This is a genomic window from Pedococcus sp. P2_A3 (genome assembly GCF_056405035.1).
The window spans coordinates 145,783-162,688 of the sequence record NZ_JBFUCW010000001.1; the positions used below are offsets into that span (position 1 = coordinate 145,783).

General features: G+C 68.6%; 17 protein-coding genes. 7 read left to right on the plus strand and 10 right to left on the minus strand.

The features are described from left to right. Positions 1 to 110 precede the first annotated feature (110 nt). Positions 111 to 605: a MarR family winged helix-turn-helix transcriptional regulator gene (locus AC1DX8_RS00720; RefSeq protein ID WP_477627980.1), complete on the plus strand. Its 495-nt coding sequence runs from the start codon at positions 111 to 113 to the stop codon at positions 603 to 605. Positions 606 to 615: 10 nt separating this feature from the next. Here AC1DX8_RS00720 and AC1DX8_RS00725 read toward each other — a convergent pair whose 3' ends face one another. From AC1DX8_RS00725 to AC1DX8_RS00735, 3 genes are all read right to left on the minus strand, one after another. Next, on the minus strand, positions 616 to 1,332 hold the full coding sequence (locus AC1DX8_RS00725; RefSeq protein WP_477627981.1) for a hypothetical protein: 717 nt from the start codon (positions 1,330 to 1,332) through the stop codon (positions 616 to 618). A 64-nt stretch (positions 1,333 to 1,396) separates the two neighbouring features. Next, positions 1,397 to 2,449, minus strand: a complete 1,053-nt coding sequence (locus AC1DX8_RS00730; protein ID WP_477627982.1) for an SDR family oxidoreductase — start codon at positions 2,447 to 2,449, stop codon at positions 1,397 to 1,399. A gap of 50 nt (positions 2,450 to 2,499) precedes the next feature. Further along, entirely contained in the window at positions 2,500 to 4,386 is a 1,887-nt protein-coding gene (locus AC1DX8_RS00735) for a glycoside hydrolase family 15 protein (protein ID WP_477627983.1), read from the minus strand. Between the two features lie 601 nt (positions 4,387 to 4,987). Here AC1DX8_RS00735 and AC1DX8_RS00740 point away from each other — a divergent pair. Beyond that, on the plus strand, positions 4,988 to 5,170 hold the full coding sequence (locus AC1DX8_RS00740) for a hypothetical protein (protein ID WP_477627984.1): 183 nt from the start codon (positions 4,988 to 4,990) through the stop codon (positions 5,168 to 5,170). On the opposite strand, the gene AC1DX8_RS00745 is transcribed toward AC1DX8_RS00740, so the two are convergent. From AC1DX8_RS00745 to AC1DX8_RS00760, 4 genes are read right to left on the minus strand one after another with little or no spacing between them, the layout of a single operon-like run. Then, entirely contained in the window at positions 5,158 to 5,964 is an 807-nt protein-coding gene (locus AC1DX8_RS00745) for a carbon-nitrogen hydrolase family protein (protein WP_477627985.1), read from the minus strand. The genes AC1DX8_RS00740 and AC1DX8_RS00745 overlap by 13 nt on opposite strands. Next, the gene (locus AC1DX8_RS00750) at positions 5,961 to 7,121 is read right to left on the minus strand and encodes a M24 family metallopeptidase (RefSeq protein ID WP_477627986.1); all 1,161 of its coding nucleotides are present in this window, start codon (positions 7,119 to 7,121) and stop codon (positions 5,961 to 5,963) included. Before AC1DX8_RS00750 ends, AC1DX8_RS00745 begins: the two co-directional genes overlap by 4 nt. A 38-nt stretch (positions 7,122 to 7,159) precedes the next feature. Beyond that, complete coding sequence (locus AC1DX8_RS00755; RefSeq protein WP_477627987.1) at positions 7,160 to 8,602, minus strand: amidase; 1,443 nt, start codon at positions 8,600 to 8,602, stop codon at positions 7,160 to 7,162. Position 8,603: 1 nt separating this feature from the next. Next, positions 8,604 to 10,094, minus strand: a complete 1,491-nt coding sequence (locus AC1DX8_RS00760; protein ID WP_477627988.1) for a purine-cytosine permease family protein — start codon at positions 10,092 to 10,094, stop codon at positions 8,604 to 8,606. A gap of 137 nt (positions 10,095 to 10,231) precedes the next feature. Here AC1DX8_RS00760 and AC1DX8_RS00765 point away from each other — a divergent pair, with 137 nt between their 5' ends. Then, the gene (locus AC1DX8_RS00765; protein ID WP_477627989.1) at positions 10,232 to 11,266 is read left to right on the plus strand and encodes a LacI family DNA-binding transcriptional regulator; all 1,035 of its coding nucleotides are present in this window, start codon (positions 10,232 to 10,234) and stop codon (positions 11,264 to 11,266) included. Positions 11,267 to 11,518: 252 nt separating this feature from the next. Here the strand turns inward: AC1DX8_RS00765 and AC1DX8_RS00770 are convergent, their stop codons facing one another. The 3 genes from AC1DX8_RS00770 to trxA form a co-directional block, all read right to left on the minus strand. Then, positions 11,519 to 11,785 (minus strand): metal-sensitive transcriptional regulator, encoded by a 267-nt coding sequence (locus AC1DX8_RS00770; RefSeq protein ID WP_477627990.1) that lies wholly within the window; start codon positions 11,783 to 11,785, stop codon positions 11,519 to 11,521. Between the two features lie 73 nt (positions 11,786 to 11,858). Continuing rightward, on the minus strand, positions 11,859 to 12,263 hold the full coding sequence (locus tag AC1DX8_RS00775) for a DUF302 domain-containing protein (RefSeq protein WP_477627991.1): 405 nt from the start codon (positions 12,261 to 12,263) through the stop codon (positions 11,859 to 11,861). Positions 12,264 to 12,298: 35 nt separating this feature from the next. Further along, positions 12,299 to 12,664 (minus strand): thioredoxin, encoded by a 366-nt coding sequence (gene trxA / locus AC1DX8_RS00780; protein WP_477627992.1) that lies wholly within the window; start codon positions 12,662 to 12,664, stop codon positions 12,299 to 12,301. A 246-nt stretch (positions 12,665 to 12,910) separates the two neighbouring features. Between trxA and AC1DX8_RS00785 the strand changes: the two genes are divergently transcribed. The 4 genes from AC1DX8_RS00785 (at position 12,911) to sqr (ending at position 16,901) form a co-directional block, all read left to right on the plus strand. Further along, positions 12,911 to 14,317 (plus strand): rhodanese-like domain-containing protein, encoded by a 1,407-nt coding sequence (locus tag AC1DX8_RS00785; protein WP_477627993.1) that lies wholly within the window; start codon positions 12,911 to 12,913, stop codon positions 14,315 to 14,317. 58 nt (positions 14,318 to 14,375) lie between these two features. Beyond that, the gene (locus tag AC1DX8_RS00790) at positions 14,376 to 14,555 is read left to right on the plus strand and encodes a hypothetical protein (RefSeq protein WP_477627994.1); all 180 of its coding nucleotides are present in this window, start codon (positions 14,376 to 14,378) and stop codon (positions 14,553 to 14,555) included. Positions 14,556 to 14,733: 178 nt separating this feature from the next. Then, a complete protein-coding gene (locus AC1DX8_RS00795; protein ID WP_477627995.1) occupies positions 14,734 to 15,543 on the plus strand; it encodes a sulfite exporter TauE/SafE family protein in 810 nt (269 codons plus the stop codon). A gap of 89 nt (positions 15,544 to 15,632) precedes the next feature. Next, complete coding sequence (gene sqr / locus AC1DX8_RS00800; protein WP_477627996.1) at positions 15,633 to 16,901, plus strand: type III sulfide quinone reductase, selenoprotein subtype; 1,269 nt, start codon at positions 15,633 to 15,635, stop codon at positions 16,899 to 16,901. Positions 16,902 to 16,906: the final 5 nt, after the last annotated feature.

The window sequence follows — 16,906 nt, forward strand, 5'->3', positions numbered from 1 at the left end:
CTAAGACCAATGATTGCACTAATGCAACTACCTACCAGAATCGCACGACAGCAATGAAGCCGCAACCGCAATCATTGGCTCGGCGCAAAGGCCGCCCTATAGTCGTCCTCATGAGGGACAAGGTGCAGGCAACGACGGATGATCCAGACCGGCAGGCTGATGCCGTGATGCGCGCGGCGCGGGTGCTGGTCGGGGTGATTGCGCAGTCTGTGGCGGAGGTCGAGGACCTCGTGACGTTGCCGCAGCTTCGCGTTCTGGTTCTGGTTGCTAGTCGTGGGCGGCTGAACTTGGGGCAGGTTGCAGAAGCGTTAGGGGTTCACCCGTCAAACGCGACGCGCACGGTCGACCGGTTGGTCGTGGCGGGCCTGCTCCAGCGCAGCGATGACCCAGTGGATCGTCGTTACCTCGTCTTGGATCTCTCGGCGGCTGGCCACGACGTCGTCGAGCGGGTGATGGGGTATCGCCGCGCGTCGATTCTGGCGGTGATGGCGACCATGAGCGGTGCTCGGCGTCGTGCCCTCGCAGAAGCTCTGGAGTCCTTTGCGCGGGCCGCGGGGGAGCGTTCGGAGTGGGACGAAGCGTACGTGCTGGGGCTTCCCACTTAGGTAGGAAGGTCTAGATCGGCCCGTGGGGAGGCAGGTCCAGTCCGATGTCCTGCATGGCGGGACCGCTGACGACGTAGATGTTGCCGTTGACAAGGTCGGTGGCAACGGCGTCGATCCAGGGCCTGGGTTGTGGCGCCAGCCCACGAGCCTGCAGGGCGCGCATTAGTGCCGCTCTTGTCTCGTCCAGGGTGCGACCGGGGGCGATTTTAAGCACGTCGTGCACCGCCTCCTGAAGTTCTGCTCGTAGCTGTCTTCGTGCCGCAGCCCCGTGGGTGAGGTCTGGTTCGTCGTCAGGCACCTTGGTTCCTTGCGGGTGGGCCGGTGGGGGTAGGTCCAGCAGATCCCGAGCCCGCGCGCCGCTGGTGGGGGGCGTACCGGCGCGCAGTGTCGCGGTCCGTGCCCCCCGTGTGGGCGTCGTAGCGCTGGCGAAGAGCGCGGCGATGGCCGCGTCGGTCAAGGCGACGCGGCCCCGACCGGGAGCCCAGGCGGCGAGCAGGAGCATGCTGCCGGCGTGGAGCAGGTCGACGGCCCCGCTCACCTTTCGGGTGAGCGGCCCGTCGCTGCGGGACAGCGCCACCGCTTGCAGCACGTGGCGGACGCCCAGCACGCGGGCGGTGATCAACGCCCGACGGTCCAGCTCGCGGCCCACCAAGGCGCGCCCGGCGGGCTGTGGATCCACGATCAGGACCAGCCCGTACGCCAGCCGGACCGCCTCGATGACCCTCATCGCCGGTCACCACTCGACCCGAACCTCGGCATCGTCCTGCGCATCCCGGGGTCCGTCGCCGTCGTCATCGTCGCCGCGCTCGGGCCGCGGTCACCGCACCTACGACCAGTGCCGCACCGGCCCCCAGGAGTCCATGGTGGCGCGATGCCCACGCCTGGGGGCTGCGGCTGGTCGACTGTCCGTCGAACCGGCCGTGAGTGCCGAAGTCTCGCTCCTGATCGGCGGGGTCCCACAGGTTGGCTGGGGCGTCGGGGGGCTGTGGCTTGTCGGTCTGCTGGGAGGAGACGCCCGTGCGGGCGAGGTAGCGGTCGAGCAGTCCGGGCGCGACGGCGTTGGCCACCAGGGTGCCCACGGTGCTGCCCCCCACCCAGTACTCGCGTCGGGAAGGGTGGTCCGCGGCATACACGACCGCCTCGGCGGCCACCTCGGGCTGGTAGATCGGGGGCACCGGCTGTGGTCGGCGGGGCAGTCGCGACAACACCCAGGAGAACTGCGGAGTGTTCACCGCCGGCATCTGCACCATGGTCACCTTGACCGGGCTCTTGTCGTGCAGCAACTCGCACCTCAAGGATTCGTGGAAGCCCTGGATGGCGTGTTTGGAGCCGCAGTACGCGCTCTGCAGCGGGATGCCTCGGTATGCCAGCGCTGATCCGACGTGGACGATGGCACCTCGGCGGCGTTGCTTCATGCGGGGCAGGATGGCCATGGTTGCATAGACATAGCCGAGGTAGCTCACCTGAGTCACCCGGGTGAACTCCTCGGGGCTGATGTCGTCGAACCGGCTGAAGACCGAGGTGAAGGCGACGTTCACCCAGACGTCGATGGCCCCGAGCCTGTCCTCTATCCGCGTGACTGCCGCCTGGACCTGGGCCGGGTCGGCCATGTCGGTGGGCACGACGAGTGCGTGGCCTCCGACCGCGCGGACCTCCTCCGCTGCGGCTTCCAGTCCGCGCTCTCCGCGGGCGAGCAGGGCCACGGCGTCTCCGCGCCGACCGAAGGCGATCGCACTGGCCCGGCCGATGCCACCGGACGCGCCGGTCACGGCTACCACCCGGCGCGCGGGGCGTGCCTGGTCGGTTGATAGGTCGTTACGTTGTTGGTTGGTCATGAGCTCCATCTCTCGTAGTGGGCGTGATGGCCTGCGACTGATTCGTTCGGCTGCGCAGGTCAGGTCATCGGTGCCGTGCTGGGTCCTGCGAGTCGCGTCGCTGCCTCGATGAGCAGTGCGTGGACGAATGCCTGGGGATAGTTGCCTCGCAGCTGGCGCTGCTCGACGTCGTACTCCTCGGTAAACAGGCCGGGGGCTCCGCACGCTGCCCGGTTGCGCTCGAACCAGCGCATGGCCTCGGTCTGGCGTCCCTGCTGATGGACCGCCATGGACATGTGAAAGCCGGACAGAAGGAAGGCGCCCTCGGCTTCGCCAAGCGGCCGTTCGTCCTGCCTGAACCGGTACACGTAGCCCTTCGAACCAAGCTCGCGCTCGACCGCCCGCACGGTGGCCACCGTGCGCGGATCCGACGCCGCGACAGCGCCACGAATCCCAGGCAGCAGAAGGCTCGCGTCGACTCGCGCGTCGTCGGGGGAGCGCTGCCAACGGCCAGTGGGGTGGAGGCAGTCTTTTGCGGCATCGGCCACGATGGCGTCGGCCAGGGAGTTCCACTGCGCACCCTGGCGCGGGGGTGCGTGCCCGCCCAGGGCCCGCAGCCCAGCTGCGCACATGAGCCGGGAGTGGGCCCAACGCCGGCGATCGAGCTCCCAGATCCCCGAGTCCGGCTGTTGCCACCGTCCCTGAAGGGCGGTGACGGTGACCTCCGCGGCATGCCAGTGGTCCACATCCAGCCGACCGTGCCGGGCGGCGGCGGCGAGCAAGAGCAGGACTTCGCCCAGGTTGTCGAGCTGAAACTGGCCATTGATCCAGTTGCCCACGGTGCTGCCACCGCCCGGGTAGCCCGGTATGTCGAGAGACCTCTCCTCGGGCACCGGGCCGCCGACCACCGTGTACGCGGGCGCCAGCTGGTCCCCGTCAGCGAGTACCCGTCCACTGACGAACCGGACTGCGGAGTCCAACAGCGAGAGATTTCCGCACCCGGCCATCGCCTGGCCGGCGTAACACTGGTCGCGGATCCACGCGTAGCGGTAGTCGTAGTTGCGGCCCTCGGCCGCCCGCTCAGGCAGGGACATGGTCGCCGCTGCAACCATGGCTCCAGTGCTGCTGGTCAGACCACGCAATATCGCGACCGACTGACGCGCGTCGTCCGCCGCGACCGTCACATCCATGTCAGGCACGGCGCTGGCCCATGCGTGCTCGGTGCTCTCCCACGCCACGTTCGGCGATGGTGCCGGGCCCTCCCACGGCGTCGTCGACACCTCCAACACCAGGTCATGGTGGTCCCCTTCCGCCACGACAAGGTCAAGCTCAAGCACCCCTCCGCCCACGTTCCGGGCCGCGCCCGCGCCACTCCACCGGACATACAGGGGGCCCAAGCGTGCCGTCCACACGTCGTCACGCTGGGCCAGTCGCGACAGGCCGAACCGGCCGAACTCGGCTCGCGGGGACAGCAGAACTCGCACCTCGGCAGGGCCAGACGGGGCGTGCACACTGCGCAACAGCACCGCCGTGTCGGGGGCGCCCGGAAAGGCCAAGGCTTCACGGCATTCGATGATGCCGGTGCCCGTCACCCACCGGCTTCGCCAGATCAGGGAGCCGTCCTCGTAACGACCGCCCCACACGTAGCGGTCGTCCGCAGGCGTCACGGCGTAGGAGCTCGGCACGCCTAGCAGCGAGGCAAACACGGCATCGTCGTGCCACCGTGGCGCGCACATCCAGACGATGTCCCCGCAGGGGCCGACCAAGGCCCCTCGTTCGCCGTCAGCCAGCAGTGCATACTCCCGCAGCACGTGCGGCGGAAAAGAGACAGTGACCGGCTTAGTCATTCTTTCAGTATAGGCAATGATTGCATATGCGCAACCATTGCGTTCCGCCTCGGCGGTGCATGGGTGGGCCGGATCCGGGAACTCTTGGAGGGCTGCCAGCATGGCGGCGGCGCCGGTCACCGCCAGCGTGGCGGATTATCTGGGCGGCCACCTCGCGATCGTGAGGAAGACGGGCACACGCCACGCGGCATACTGCACGGACGCGGTGGGGCCAGCCCTCGGCTGCCCGGCTCCCCGCTGAACGGCAACAGCTTGCAGCCGCATTTGGGCTCGCTCAGGCGCTCTGTCTGACGAAACTGTTAGGTCTCGGAGCCGAACCTTCCAGGCCCCGGAGCGCATGGCGGCCAATGCCCGTTTTTTGGGCGGTATGCAGCACCTCCGGCGCGGCGGCCGCCGTCTTAAGTGAGTCGTGTCGGCTATGTCTCTCCTGGAGAGTCGGCGCGGGAGGAACGCTCTGCCCTCAATCTGCCCTCACGAGCACCACAATGAACCACGATCGTCCACGGTGGATTCGCGGACGATCGGCACTGTTTGCGCAGGTCAGAGCCCGTGTACGCCGAACGACCACGCTTCTTCGAAGAGCACGTCAACGTTCCGCTTCAACGTGTAGTTGACAACGTCTACGCAGGTCCGACCGCTCGGAGACCGCGTGCTGTCCGCAAGGAGTTCGCCAGCGGCCTTGCGAGTCCGGTCCTCGGCAGTTGGCCGGAGGTGTGAGTCGGTGTCGAGCGTCGTCGTGGCTCGGCTCTCCTACAACCGGCGCCGCCGACAACACGGCCGCGGCAAGCTGGTCGCGGAGCACGCCCTGGAGGACGTCGACCCGGCGGCGGGCCAGGCAGGTCAGGTCGGCAACCAGATGGTGCTGGACAACACGTCGACGCAGGGGTTCCCCTACCCGCGCTGAGTGGGGCCGCCGGGGATCCCAGCGTACAGTTCAGGCCGCCGGTGCCTGAGGTAGTCGACCTCAACACCGACCCCGGCGCGGCCCGCAACAACTTCCGCCACGACGGTCGACTCTGCGCAGCCGTCGGCTTCGCCCAGCACGTCTCCGTCACGAGACACGACGCAGCTGCCGCCGACGAACGCGTGGACACTGTCGTCGCCGACCTGGTTGGCGAGCGCCAGTGGGAGCGAGTTCTCCATGGCGCGTGCCCGCGCGAAGGTCCGCTGCTGCGGCAGGTAGGGGGCCATGTTGGCCGTCGGCACGATCAGCAGCTCGGCGCCCCGCAGGGCGAGCGTGCGGGCGACCTCGGGGAACTCGACGTCGTAGCAGATGAGGACGCCGAGCCGACCGAGAGAGGTGTTGACCGGCTCGATGGCCGTGCCGGATCGGAAGCAGCGCACCTCGTCGGCGAAGAGGTGGGTCTTGCGGTACACGCCAGCGAGCGAGCCGTCACTGTCGACGACGCAGGCGCTGTTGTAAACATCCCCACCGTCCCGCTCCGGGAAGCCGGCAACCACGACGAGCTCGTACCGCCGCGCGAGCGCCGACAGGGCGTGAACGGCCGGCCCGTCAGGGGGCTCGGCCAGGTCAGCCAACCGGCCCCCGACCCGGTAGCCCGTCACGAACATCTCTGGGAGCACCACAAGGTCGGCTCGCCCGTGCAAGCTCGCAAGGAGCCCGTCGGCGAGGGCGAGGTTCGCAGCCGTGTCGCCCAGCGCCGGTCGACACTGGGCGACCGCCAGCCGCAACGTCACCGGCCGTACGCCGCGTGGGTCAGCCGGCGCAGCCCCCCGGCCTCGACGAGGTAGTTGTCCTCCACCTTGATGACCGTCGGACGACCACGGTGCAAGACCGTGGTCTCGGGCTCCAGCGAGATGACCATGCCCTCGCGCAGGACCTGGTCGCGACCCATTCGGTCCGCGCGGTGGATCGTGGGGAGCTCGCAGGCCCGCAGGCCGACGCCGTGCCCCATCGAGTACGGCGTGGTGGGCAGCCCTTGGCCACGCAGGTAGTCGTTGACCGCCTCGTGCACCGTGGACGCCGTGACGCCCGGTCGTGCCGCCGCCTCGCCGACGTGGTGGGCTGCGAGCAGTTGCTCGTGGACGGCCAGGAGGTCATCGCCCGGATCCCCGACGAAACCGGTGCGTGCCATGTCGGACGCGTAGCCGCCGAGCCCATAGCAGCCGATGTCGAAGAAAAAGGCCTCGCCTTCGGCAAGTTCGTTCCCCGCGGCGAACCAGGCGCCGCTGCCCCGCCGGACGTTGCAGAGGGAGTGGCTGAGGAACTCGACACCGGCGGATTGGAGCGACTCCATGGCTACTGCGAGTACCTCGTGGTCGGACATGCCCGGCTTCGCGGAGAGTAGGGCTGCGTCCGCGGCGTTGGAGTTGACCGTGCACGCCGCGGCGATGAGTTCGACCTCGGTGGGATGCTTGACGAGCCGCGCGTCGTGGAGCGCCGTCGTGGCGGCCACGAACTCGACCTCAGGGAGCTCCTGCCGTAGGGCGTCGAGGATCTCGCTCCAAACCATCTCCACGCCGACCCGGCGGGCACCACGGCGTCGCAGGCAGTCGGCGAGCACGCGGACCCAGTAGCCAGCGTGAGGCACGGCCGGCGTCCAGGACGGGAGGGGGTGGATGGCGCGTACGCCCTCGGGGACGTCGTCCGCGTCGTGCTGCACCTCGTCCACCCACGGCACGAAGATCTCGCTTTCACCGTCGACGTCGGCGACCGCGGCGAACCAGTCGAACGCCTCAGCGATGATCTGCGTCCGGTAGTCGGTGACGTAGCGGATCGTGTCGAAGCCGGTCATGAGCAGGTGGTCCACCCCGAGACCGTGCATGGTGTCGGCCACCACGGCTCGACGGTGGGCGCGGAGGGCGGCGAAGTCAGGCGTCGGCCAGGTGTGCATGGGGTCTCCTTGGGGTCGGGAGCTGTGGAACCGGCATGTCAGCCGGCGTGGATGCTGGGGCGTCGGTCGGCCCAGCCGAAGGCGTGCTCGTACGCGGCACAGACGCTGAGCAGGAGGTCCTCGCGTCCGAGAGGAGCGACCGCGAGCATGCCCACGGGGAGTCCGTCGCGGGTGAACCCGACCGGAAGGTTTGCCGCCGGCTGACCGGTCATGTTCCAGGTGATCTGGAACGGCATGAACCCCGTCCAGCCGGCCGGTACAGGCCGTCCGCCGATCTGCGACGGTGGTGTGTCGTGGTGGAAGGCCGCGACGGCGGTCGTCGGGGTCAGGAGGATTTCGTAGGTCTCGAAGAAGTCCGCCATGGTCGACCGGAACTGAAGCAGCCGGTGGTAGGACTCGACGTATTGCTCGGCCGACAGGGAAGGCACGGACGCCAGCTCTGCGAAGGTGTCGGGGTAGACGTCCTCGGGGTGTTCGGCGACGAACTCGGAGAGCGAGAGCCGCATGTCCGTGACATACAGCGGGGTGTAGATGTCCCACGGGTTCGGGACGGGCGGATCGACGTCGGTCACGGTGCCGACCAGCTCCGCCATGCGGCGGGCGCCCATCACGACGGCAGCCCGCACCTCCGGGTCGACGGCGAAGTGGCCCATGTCAACGCTGAAGGCGACGCGCACGGGGGGCAGGGGCCGACGTGCCGCGGCGAGGTAGTCGGGGGGCACGTCTCGACGTGCGACGGGGTCGCGTCGGTCGGGCCCGGCGAGCACCGACAGGACCAGCGCCGCGTCGGCGACGGTGCGAGTCAGCGGCCCGCCGTCGTTGAAGAGCAGGGAGTCTCCGGCGTTGGGAATCATCGGGACGCGACCGTGGGACGGCTTGATGCCGAAGACACCGCACAGCCCCGAGGGGCAGTTGATCGAGCCGGCTGAGTCGGTGCCGGTGCCAACGGGCACCAGGCCAGCGGCGACGGACGCCGCCGAACCACCGCTCGAACCACCCGTCGTCCTGGCGGGGTCCCACGGATTGCCCGTCGGAGGGCCGAGCCGGTTCTTGGTCTCGCCAAGCAGCCCGAAGGCGGGGGTGTTCGTCTTGCCCACGATGATGGCGCCAGCGGCGCGCAACCGCTCGACCAGGATCGAGTCCTCGTCGGGCACGTGGTGCCGGTAGGCAGTCGCCCCGCTCGTCGAGAGCAGTCCCTTGGTCATCTCCAGGTCCTTGACGGCGACCGGCACACCGTGCAGCGGCCCCAGTGCCTCGCCGGCGGCGAGCGCTCGTTCGGCCTCCCGTGCCGCGCGCAGGGCTCCCTCGTGGTCGACCGTCACGAAGGCGTGCAGCGTCGGCTCCAGACGGTCGATCTCGGCGAGCGTCTGCTGCACCAACTCCACCGGCGACACTGCACGGCGACGCACCAAGTCTGCCGCGTCGACCGCGCTGAGGAAGGCCGTGCTCGTCGTCGAGCCGGTCTCGGACGAGGTCCCCACGTCAGGCCCCCTTCGGGTCGGTGACGATGGCGTCGGCCACGACCGTGTCCGCGACGAGCGCGGTGGCGGCCTGACTCGAGACCACCGACGTCGCCGTGAGCCCGGCCGCAGCAAGCGCGCGCCGCTGCAGGACGGCGTAGAGGACACCACCGACGACCGCACTGACGATGTAGCTGAGGTCGATGTTGGACAACGCCGTACTCAGCGGTCCTTGGAAGCGTGCCGTCGTCGAGAAGAGCAGCCCGCTGGTCATGCCAGCGACGAGTGCCACGACGCCTGGGACGTGAAAACCGTTGCGCGACCAGTAGATACTGCCCTCTCGGGCGTGTAGCTGCACCCCGTCGTAGTGGTTACGGCGCAGGACGATGTCAACGATGAAGATGGCCGTGTAGGGCGCGTACCAGACGAGTGCAAGCTGGAGGAACTCCGTGAGCGCCGTCAGGAAGTCGGTGACGAAGGTGGCGTAGAAGGCCATCGCCGTGCCGATCACGCCGTCGATGAGCACGGCCTGGTAGCGCTTGATCTTCAGCCCGAGCGTCTGCAGCGACATCGACGACGAGTAGATGGTGAGGACGTTGTTCGTCATGGAGCCCAGGAGCAGGACGGCCACGACGGGGATGTAGAACCAGGCCGGCACGATCTCCTTGATGGCACTAAGTGGGTCGCTCATGTCGACGCGCGTCCCTGCCAGGACGGCGATCGTGCACAGCAGGGTCGCGGGCAGGAAGCAGCCGATCGTCGTCCAGAACACGATCGAGCGAGGGCGGGTGCTGCGCGGCAGGTAGCGGGTGTAGTCGGCGGGCACGGTGCACCACGAGATGGCGCCCGACACGATCACCCCGAGCGCCACGAACCAGGTCGCCACCCCGGCGAACCCGTGCAGACCCTGCCGCGGAGTGTAGCTCCAGTCGACGCGACCCATGGCGAACAGCAGCAGCAGGCCGGCGCCGATGCCGAGCGCCCATGTCGCCAACTCCTGAAACCTCACGATCGTCGCGTGGCCGTAGTAGGCGAGGCCGAACGAGACGACAATGACGAACGCAAGCGTGGCCGCTTTGACCGGTGTCGTCGTCCGAACGCCGATCTCGGCGAGCAGGATGTTGAGCGCGCTGGCTCCCACGACGAAGTTCACGGCCTCGAAGGCGACGAGGTTGAACCACGCCAGGAACGCCGACAGCTGGTTCCCTCGCGGGCCGTACTGGGCCCGCGAGATCGTCACCGTCGGGGTGCCCGCGGCGGGCCCGGCGATGCCCTGCCACGCCGTGAAAGCGTAGGTCAGGTTCCCGAGGACGACCGCGAGCATGGCCTGCCACAGGTTGAGACCCAGCACCATGAGGATGCCGCCGAGGAGCAGGTAGAGCGGTGCGATGTTGGCCGCAGCCCACACCGCGAAGAGCTCCTTCGGCGTGCCGTGCCGCTGGGAGTCCGGGATGTAGTCGAAGCCCACCTGCTCGACGTGGCCGACCCTGTCAACACTCGATGCGCCATCCATACCGGCCTCCTGTTGAAGAGCTGAATGCCTCTGGCGCGAGAGCATGCCAAACCGCTTTGGCATCCGTCAAGGGGTGGCGCCCGGAGATCTGCGCCCACCGGAGTACCCTCTGGTCAAACGTTTGGCAGGGAGGCCGGGTGTTGACGGGAATCATCCCCACCATCAGGGACGTCGCAGCCGCAGCGGGCGTCTCGGTCACGACTGTCTCGCACGTGCTCAACGGCAAGGGGCGAGTGCGGGAGTCGACGCGGGAGCTAGTCCTGGAGACGGCGGAGAACCTCGGCTACTCCGCCAACGTCCAGGCACGAGGGCTGGCTAACCGGCGATCCATGCTCGTGGCGCTGCAGGTCTCCGGCTATGCACCCACCACGCTCGTGCCGGCGTCGGCCTACTTTCACCAGCTGCTCGATGGTGCGTCGGCGGAGGCTCTCCGTCTAGGGCTGGCCGTGGTGGTCGCCCCAGCCGGCGCGACGGTGGAGGAGCTGCGGCGACTACCCGCTGACGGCGCCGTGGTGGTCGACCCGGTCGGCAGCGAGCCGATCCTCCTGGTGATGAGCGAGCGTGGCGCACCGGTGGTGACCACCGGCCGAGTGGCCGGTTCTCCCGTCAGCTATCCGCACGTCGACAACGACCACTTCGCGGCGACCCGCAAGGTGCTCGACCACCTGCACCGCGCGGGATACGAGCGTCCTGCCTTGCTGACGACGGGACAGCCGCTGTCCTACGCGCGGGACGCCATCCAGGCGTACAGGGCATGGACGGACTCCCACGAGTCGCCGGAGCACATCGTCACGGTCGAGGACGCCACGGTCGGCGCAGCTCAGCGCGCGATCCGCCGAGTCCTCACCGCTGCGGACGCCCCTGACGCGGTGTACGCCACGACCGACGACCTGGCACTCGGAGTCCTCCTTGCGGCTCAGGCCGCCGGAGTTTCGATCCCGACGCAGCTCGGCCTCGTGGGCGCAACCGACACCGCGGCTCTGCGCTCGGCCAGCCCCGCGGTCACCGTCATCGACCTGCATCCGGAGATGGTGGGCGCCGCGGCGATCTCTGCGCTCGTCGCCGCGCTGGACGAGCCAGACCAGCCGGTGCCTGCGATCGTTGTGCCCACTCGCCTGTTGAGCCGGGCCTCTACCCGCCGTAACCACGGCGCGAGCGATTCAGCGCGATAGCGCCCGACCTGCGCACTGCCGCCCCCGCGTACCCGCCACGCAACTAGGCCGGTGTGGCCGAATGCAAGGGAGATGGTCCGCGGGAAGGCCGCAAGACGTTCATCTACGGCCAGTCTGAGTCAACGACGCCGAACGCCATTTCCGCACGTCAGCGACCTGAGCCCGCCGCGTCCAACGCTGCCCGTCCCAGCGGGGGACGTTCCGCTTCAACGTGGAGTCGTGGGCCGCGACGGTCCTCCGGGCGCGTCGGGTTCAGGCGAGGGTCAGGAACAGCTTTTCCATCGTGGCCTGGTCCTCGGCGTTGATGCCCTCGGGGGAGGTGAGGCACTGGCGCATGCCGGTGGAGACGATGGCGAACCCGGCCCGGTCGAGGGCGCGGTTGACTGCGGCAAGCTGGGTGACGACGTCCTTGCAGTCGCGACCTTCTTCGATGAGCCGGATGACTCCGCCGAGCTGGCCTTGGGCCCGGCGTAGGCGGTTGATGACGGGTGTCATGTCGTCGGTGTTGAGCGTGACCATGGGGCGTCCTCTGCGTGGGGCTTTTGCGGGGATGGGCGGTGGGGAACTTCGGTGGGTGTGAACGCTGACGCGGTCACACGGTGAGGGTGCCGTCAAGTGACACCAAGGCGTTGACGAGTAGCTCGCGGGCCTCGGCTGCGACGTCGGCCAGGGCGCGGTTGCCGGTCATCGTGACCATGCTCTCGGGGTCCAGCGCCTCGACCAGGGTTTCGCCATCCGCGAGGGCGCGAACGACCACGTTGCAGGGCAGGAGCAGCCCGATCGACGGCTCGGCCAGGAATGCGGCGTGGGCCAGTGGGGGACGGCACGCGCCGAGGATGACCTCTGCCGGGATGTCGGCGCCGATCTTGGCTTTGAGCGTGCCGGCGAGGTCGATCTCGGTCAGGATCCCGAAACCCTGGTCGGCCAGGGCCGAGCGCGTGGCGGTCAGCACCTGTTCGAACGGCTGGTCCACGGTGGTGCTGAGGGCGTAACCCATGTCGTGCTCCTTCTGGCGAGGTCGTGCAGGGGATCTCAGGCGGTCTGCTGGGCAGCGAGCTGCGTGCGGACGTCATCCATGTCCAGCCCACGCACGCCTTCGATGACCTGCTCGAGTGCCGCTGCGGGCAAGGCGCCCGGCTGGGAGAAGACGAGGATGCCGTCGCGAAAGGCCATCAGGGTGGGGATGGAGGTGATCTGGGCGGCGCGAGCGAGGGCCTGTTCGGCCTCGGTGTCGACCTTGCCGAAGACGATGTCGTCGTGCTGGGTGGAGGCGGCCTCGAACACCGGCGCGAACTGCCGGCACGGGCCGCACCAGGACGCCCAGAAGTCGACGAGGACGATGCCGCCTGCGGTGATGGTGGACTCGAAGTTCTGACCGGTCAGGGTCTGGGTGCTCACGGGCTTCTCCTTGGTCTGTTGTGGCGATCTTATACCTACCGGGGTATATAGCGCATGACCAGTACGGCCCATTCCCGAGCATGTCGAGGATACCCCGTGGGGTACGTCTCAGCCGAGACGCTCGACTTGACGAGCATGCCCCCGGGGGTACTACCGTTGCGGGATACGGCATACCCCATTGGGTATCGGGAGCGGTGAGCTCGGCCAGTCACCTCGTTCCCCGAAGTCATTCCGGAAGGACAACTCATGAGCACCTCGAACTCGTCTGTGAGGTCGCCCGTCATCGTCGCCATCGACACGCCCACCCTCGGTGACCGCTCGTACCTGGCCCACGACGGGCAGGTCGCCCTCGTGGTCGACCCACAGCGCGACATCGACCGCGTCCTGGACCTCGCCTCGCAGGCCGGGGTGCGAATCACCCACGTCTTCGAGACCCACATCCACAACGACTACCTGACCGGGGGACTTGCGCTCGCCGAGGCGACCGGGGCCGCCTACCACGTCAACGGCGCCGATGTGGTCGCGTACGACCGGATCCCCATCGCTGACGGTGACGTCGTCGAGGTGTCTCCCACCCTGCGGGTGCGGGCCATCGCCACACCCGGACACACCTTCACCCACCTCTCCTATGCGCTCGAGGCTCCCACCTCGGACTCCTCGGAGTTCGAGTCGGTGGCGGTGTTCACCGGCGGGTCGCTGCTGTTCGGAGCCACCGGGCGCCCGGACCTGCTCGGCCACGACCACACCCATGACCTGGTCCACCACCAGTTCGCCTCCGCACACCGCCTGGCCGACGAACTGCCCGAGCACACCCACGTGCTCCCCACCCACGGTTTCGGGTCATTCTGCTCGGCCGGATCCACCGGCGAGACCACCGCCTCCACCATCGGAGCGGAGAGGCGCCAGAACCCGGCGCTGACCCAGGACGAGAAGGACTGGGTCGCCGACACGCTCGCCGGACTGGATGCCTACCCGGCCTACTACGCACACATGGGCCCGGCCAACACCGCCGGACCCGGCGCCCCCGACCTGTCCGTCCCGGAGACCGCCGACAAGGAGACCGTTGCTGCACGCATCCAAGGGGGCGAGTGGGTCGTGGACCTGCGGACGCGCACCGCGTTCGCGGCCGGTCATGTCATCGGCAGCCTCAACTTCGGCCTCGACGGCCAGTTCGCCACCTACCTCGGCTGGCTCATCCCTTGGGGCACCCCACTGACCCTGCTCGGAGAGACCGCCGAGCAGGTGGCCGAGGCCCAACGCGAGCTCGTCCGAATCGGTATCGACCGCCTCGCCGGCGCCGCCACCGGCACGCCCGACGACTGGACCGACAGCCCGCTCGGCAGGTTCGGGCGGGCCGTGTTCGCCGACCTCGCCGAGGTCCGCCACCACCGTCCGGTCACCGTCCTCGACGTCCGCCGCGCCTCCGAGTTCGCCGACTCTCACCTCGATGGTGCGGTGAACATCCCGCTGCACGAGCTGCTCGCCCGAGTCGACGACGTGCCGGCCGGTGAGGTGTGGGTGCACTGCGGCGGCGGGTACCGCGCGTCCATCGCCGCCTCCGTCCTCGCAGCCCGCGGCATACCAGTAGTCGCTGTCGACGACAGCTTCGAGAAGGCCGCCGACGCCGGACTGCTCCTCACGCCAGCCGCCTGATCGGCACCACCCGAGCCCACCCCTCCCCAACCGTCCGACCAWCTGAAGGAGAACCAGCATGTGCCGTCCCGTGAACTGCAAGGTCTGCGGAAAGACCACCTGGGCTGGCTGCGGCCAGCACGTCGACCAGGTCATGGCCGGCGTCCCCCGCGCCGATCGCTGCCCCGGACACAGCGCCGAGGAGATGGCCGCCTCCAGCGGAGGTTCGCTCCTCGGCCGCCTCTTCGGCCGCGGCTGAGGACGACCGGCCGCCGGGCCACACCATGAGCCCGGGCGTCGTCGACATCCCGTGTCGAACGGCGCCCGCCCGACCGAGACTCGCAACCCCCCTTCGTGCGATCTCGGTCAACCCGTCGGGGACGGACGCCCCTGCGCCCGTCCCCGACGGGCCCTGACACCGAGGAGAGACGAACCGCATGTCACCACTGGTGCTGCCCCTTGGTCTGATCATCGGTCTGGCGCTCGGCGCGCTCGGCGGCGGTGGATCCATCCTGACCGTCCCGGCCCTCGTCTACGTCCTCGACCAGGACCCCAGGGTGGCCACGACCAGCTCACTGCTCATCGTGGGCCTGGCTTCCCTCATCGCCCTCACGCCGCACGCCCGCGCCGGCCGAGTCCGCTTCGGCCAGGGACTCATGTTCGGCGCCCTCGGCACCGCCGGGTCCTTCGCCGGGTCCGCCCTGGCCTCCCACGTCGCCGCGCAGGTGCTCCTGACCGCGTTCGCTGGGCTGATGCTGGTCGTGGCAAGCCTGATGCTGCGCCGGTCCCTGCGCCCTGGCAAGGCCGCCGGACGCGAGGACCCCACCACAGAACCCTTCCTCACCCTCCATCCCCTGACCTGCGTCTGCCCCCGGCTGGCCAAGGTGGTGGTCACCGCGACCGCCGTCGGCCTGCTCACCGGGTTCTTCGGCGTCGGCGGCGGCTTCGTCCTCGTCCCCGCCCTCGTCCTGGCCCTGGCGTTTCCCATGCCGGTGGCCGTCGGCACCTCGCTGCTGGTCATCGCGGTCAACAGCGCAACGGCCCTGACCGCCCGGATCTCCTCCGGGAGCAGCCACCTCGACTGGCGGCTCATCACGGCGTTCGCCGCGGCCGCCATCGGTGGAAGCCTGCTCGGCGGGCGCATCACCTCCCGCGTCCAGCCCCGCCACCTCACCCGGGCTTTCGCCGTCCTGCTGATCGGCGTCGCGACTTACACCGCAGCCAGCAGCATCCCCTCCCTGCTCTGACGTCAGGACGGGGGACGTTCTGCCCTGTGAGCTCCGGGATGCCGTCCCTAGCGTCGGTACTGCGGGATCCGGACCTAGGAGTGAGACGCATGAGGCGACTGCTGGTTCTCGGTGGCGGTACTGCCGGGACGATGATCGTGAACAAGCTGCGGCGCAGGCTGCCGCAGGCGGACTGGGACATCACCGTCGTCGATCGCGACGACGAACACCGTTACCAACCCGGATACCTGTTCATGCCTTTCGGCACCTACACCCCTGGCCAGGTGACCCGGAAGCGGCACGCGTTCATCCCCGACGGAGTCGAGCTCGTGTTTGGCGAGATCGACCGTGTGGACCCCCACACCAACACGGTGCTCCTCGAGGGCGGACGCACCTTGGCGTACGACTACCTCGTCATCGCCACCGGTACGACGCCACGGCCCGACCAGACCCTTGGGATGCTCGGCGAAGAATGGCGCAAGAGCGTGTTCGACTTCTACTCCTTCGAGGGCTCCCTGGCGCTGGCTACCGCGATGCGGTCCTTCGACCACGGTCGACTGGTCATCCACATCACGGAGATGCCGATCAAGTGCCCCGTCGCGCCGTTGGAGTTCGCGTTCCTGACCGACTCCTGGTTGCGCGAGCGCGGCATACGCGACCAGGTGGAGCTCGTCTACGCCACGCCACTGTCCGACGCCTTCACCCAGCCGATCGCCGCCAAGCACCTCGGGGCGATGCTCGAGGAGCGCAAGATCCTCGTCGAGCCCGACTTCATGATCGAGCGCGTCGACAACGAGAGGAAGACGATCGTCTCCTACGACGAGCGCGAAGTCCCCTTCGACCTGCTCGTGACGATCCCACTGAACATGGGCGCCGATTTCGTCGCACGCTCAGGTCTCGGAGACGAGCTCAACTACGTGCCGGTCGACAAGCACACCTTGCAGTCGACGCAGCATGACAACATCTTCGCCGTCGGCGACGCGTCCAACATCCCTGCCTCCAAGGCCGGTTCGGTGGCGCACTTCGCCGTGGAGATCTTCGTCCACAACTTCCTCGACCACGTCGAGGGCCTCCCGATGAAGGGCTCCTTCGACGGGCACGCCAACTGCTTCGTCGAGTCCGGGGACGGGAAGGGCCTGCTCATCGACTTCAACTACGACACGCAGCCGCTGCCGGGCCGGTACCCGCTCCCGATCGTCGGCCCCATGAGCCTGCTCAAGGAGACCAGGGCGAACCACCTCGGGAAGCTGGCGTTCCGATGGATCTACTGGAACGTCCTCCTGCCCGGTCGACCGCTGCCCTTGCCGGCCCTGATGTCCATGGCAGGCAAGGTCGCCCCCGTCGAGGAACAAACCGTCATGGCAACAGACAAGGAGTGAGCACG

Excerpts from the sequence above, each read along its gene's own strand:
- AC1DX8_RS00720 (WP_477627980.1), top strand. The coding sequence starts at position 111 with ATGAGGGACAAGGTGCAGGCAACGACGGATGATCCAGACCGGCAGGCT.
- AC1DX8_RS00725 (WP_477627981.1), bottom strand. The coding sequence starts at position 1,332 with ATGAGGGTCATCGAGGCGGTCCGGCTGGCGTACGGGCTGGTCCTGATC.
- AC1DX8_RS00730 (WP_477627982.1), bottom strand. The coding sequence starts at position 2,449 with ATGGAGCTCATGACCAACCAACAACGTAACGACCTATCAACCGACCAG.
- AC1DX8_RS00750 (WP_477627986.1), bottom strand. The coding sequence starts at position 7,121 with ATGCACACCTGGCCGACGCCTGACTTCGCCGCCCTCCGCGCCCACCGT.
- AC1DX8_RS00760 (WP_477627988.1), bottom strand. The coding sequence starts at position 10,094 with ATGGATGGCGCATCGAGTGTTGACAGGGTCGGCCACGTCGAGCAGGTG.
- AC1DX8_RS00770 (WP_477627990.1), bottom strand. The coding sequence starts at position 11,785 with ATGGTCACGCTCAACACCGACGACATGACACCCGTCATCAACCGCCTA.
- AC1DX8_RS00775 (WP_477627991.1), bottom strand. The coding sequence starts at position 12,263 with ATGGGTTACGCCCTCAGCACCACCGTGGACCAGCCGTTCGAACAGGTG.
- AC1DX8_RS00785 (WP_477627993.1), top strand. The coding sequence starts at position 12,911 with ATGAGCACCTCGAACTCGTCTGTGAGGTCGCCCGTCATCGTCGCCATC.
- AC1DX8_RS00790 (WP_477627994.1), top strand. The coding sequence starts at position 14,376 with ATGTGCCGTCCCGTGAACTGCAAGGTCTGCGGAAAGACCACCTGGGCT.
- AC1DX8_RS00795 (WP_477627995.1), top strand. The coding sequence starts at position 14,734 with ATGTCACCACTGGTGCTGCCCCTTGGTCTGATCATCGGTCTGGCGCTC.
- sqr (WP_477627996.1), top strand. The coding sequence starts at position 15,633 with ATGAGGCGACTGCTGGTTCTCGGTGGCGGTACTGCCGGGACGATGATC.